Source organism: Streptomyces cahuitamycinicus (genome assembly GCF_002891435.1).
Classification (GTDB): domain Bacteria; phylum Actinomycetota; class Actinomycetes; order Streptomycetales; family Streptomycetaceae; genus Streptomyces; species Streptomyces cahuitamycinicus.
Map to the genome: position 1 here is coordinate 1 of NZ_POUC01000727.1, position 2,392 is coordinate 2,392.

Sequence of the window (2,392 nt, forward strand, 5' to 3'; positions counted from 1 at the left end):
AGCCCCGCCATGCCCCCATCATGGCCGCCCGGAGCGCCGCACGGGGCCGTTCCCGGGGAATACGCCCCGGTGAACGGGCGGTGAAACAGCCGTCCGTTGTCATATGCCAGAGACACGTCAAAGTCGCGCGGGGCCTTCCCGACCTGCTGGAACGTCCCGTTCCGGAGTGACCGGCGGCCTCCCACGACCAGACGGGCTTAAGGTTGCCTTAAGGCTGCCATAAACCGCCCTATCGGGGGACGCCGGGTCAGACACCGTGTCAATTGCAACCCCTGGAGGGGGTTCAGAGGAACTTCGCCTTGCCCGGCCCCTCCGCCACGAAGCTGCGCATCCCCCGCTCGCGGTCCTCGGTGGCGAACAGGCCCGCGAACCAGTTCCGTTCGATCGCCAGGCCCGTGTCGATGTCGGTCTCCAGGCCGGTGTCGATCGACTCCTTCGCGGCGCGCAGCGCGAGCGCCGGGCCCTGCGCCAGCTTCGCCGCCCAGGCGTGCGCCTGGGTGTACACCTCGTCGGCGGGGACGACCCGGTCGACCAGGCCGATCTCGCGGGCCTCCTCGGCCTTCACCATCCGGCCCGTGAAGACGAGGTCCTTGGCCTTGGAGGGGCCGACCAGGCGGGCCAGGCGCTGGGTGCCGCCGGCGCCGGGGATCAGGCCGAGCAGGATCTCCGGCTGGCCGAGCTTGGCGTTCTCGCCGGCGATGCGGAAGTCGGCGCACAGGGCGAGCTCGCACCCGCCGCCCAGCGCGTAGCCCGTCACGGCCGCGACGACCGGCTTGGGGATCCGCGCCACCGCCGTGAACGAGTCCTGCAGGGCGCGGGCGCGCAGGACCATCGCGGTGTGGTCCATCGCCTGCATCTCCTTGATGTCCGCGCCGGCCGCGAACACCTTCTCGCCGCCGTAGACCACCACGGCCCGGACGTCCTCGCGCCGCGTGGCCTCCTCGGCGAGTTCCTTCAGCCGGTCCTGCGTGGCGATGTCCAGCGCGTTCATGGGCGGGCGGTCGAGACGGAGCGTGCCGACGCCTTCAGCGACTTCGAGAGAGACGGTCATAGGCAGCAGGTTAACCACGACTAACGGGTGGGGCCCCGGTGCGGTCCGTCACACCGGGGCCCTCTTGCCAGCGGCGGAGTACTACTTCTTCCACTTCTCCCAGGACATGTTCCAGCCGTTGAGCCCGTTGTCCGGGTCGACGATCCGGTCCTCGGAGTTCTTGACGACCACCACGTCGCCGACCATCGAGTGGTTGAAGAACCACGCGGCGGCCACCTTCTCGTCCCAGCCGCCGCGCACATCACGCAGGCCGATGCAGCCGTGGCTCGCGTTGTAGTTGCCGAAGGCGCCGCTCGCCCAGTAGTTGCCGTGCAGGAACGTGCCGGAGGTGGTCAGGCGGATGGCGTGCGGGACGTCCTTGATGTCGTACTCGCCGCCGTAACCGACGGTCTCGCCGTTCATCCGGGTCACCGTGAGCATCTCGCTGATGACCATCTGGCCGTTCCAGGTCTCCATGCCGGGCTTGCCGGTCGTGACCGGGATGGTCTTGACGACCTTGCCGTCGCGCATCACCTTCATGGTGAGCTTCTTGGCGTCGACGACCGAGACCTGGTTGCGGCCGATGGTGAACTCGACCTTCTTGTCCTGCTCGCCGTAGACGCCGGAGCGGCCTTCGACGCCGTCGAGGTTCAGGTCGACGGTCACCTTGGTGCCGGGCTTCCAGTACTTCTCCGGGCGGAAGTCGAGGCGGTCGTTGCCGAACCAGTGGCCCTCGACGTCGACGGCCGGCTCCGTCTTGATGCGGATGGCCTTCTCTACGTCCTCCGGGTGGGTGATGCCCCGCGAGAAGCGGATGGAGAACGGCATCCCGACGCCGACCTTGGAGCCGTCCTCGGGTGTGAAGGTGCCGATGAAGGTGTTCTCCGGGGTCAGTGTGGTGAAGCCGGCGTCCTCGGCGGCCGTGCGGCCCTCGGAGTCCTTGGCGACCGCGTGGACCGTGTACTTGGTGGCACCGGCCAGATGGGTGGACGGCGTCCAGGTGGCGCCGTCCCCGGATATCTCGCCGTCGATCTTCTTGCCCTTGGCGTCCTTGACCTCGACCTCGGTCAGCTTCCCCTTGGCGGCGGTGACCTTCAGCGCACCGCTCGTGTCGACGGACTTGGCTCCGTCCTTGGGGGTGATGCTGACGACCGCCTCGGACTGCTTGCTCTGCGCGGCGTCCGAGCCCTTGCCCTTGCTGTCGTTCCCGCCGGAACCGGAGCCGGTGCCCCCGCCGCCGCACGCCGTGACGGCGAGCAGCAGCACGCCGAGTATCAGCGCCAGCACTCCGTTCCCGCGCCCAACCGACGCCCCCGATATCGGTCGCCCGTTCAAGTGGTTCTCCCCTCCCCGGGCCTGGTC

At 68.9% G+C, this 2,392-nt stretch carries 2 protein-coding genes; both read right to left on the reverse strand.

The annotated features are described in order from the left end of the window. Positions 1–283 precede the first annotated feature (283 nt). The gene (locus tag C1J00_RS42145; RefSeq protein ID WP_102914083.1) at positions 284–1,051 is read right to left on the reverse strand and encodes an enoyl-CoA hydratase/isomerase family protein; all 768 of its coding nucleotides are present in this window, start codon (positions 1,049–1,051) and stop codon (positions 284–286) included. 81 nt (positions 1,052–1,132) lie between these two features. Further along, the gene (locus C1J00_RS42150) at positions 1,133–2,365 is read right to left on the reverse strand and encodes a L,D-transpeptidase (protein ID WP_180989901.1); all 1,233 of its coding nucleotides are present in this window, start codon (positions 2,363–2,365) and stop codon (positions 1,133–1,135) included. Between the last annotated feature and the right edge of the window lie 27 nt (positions 2,366–2,392).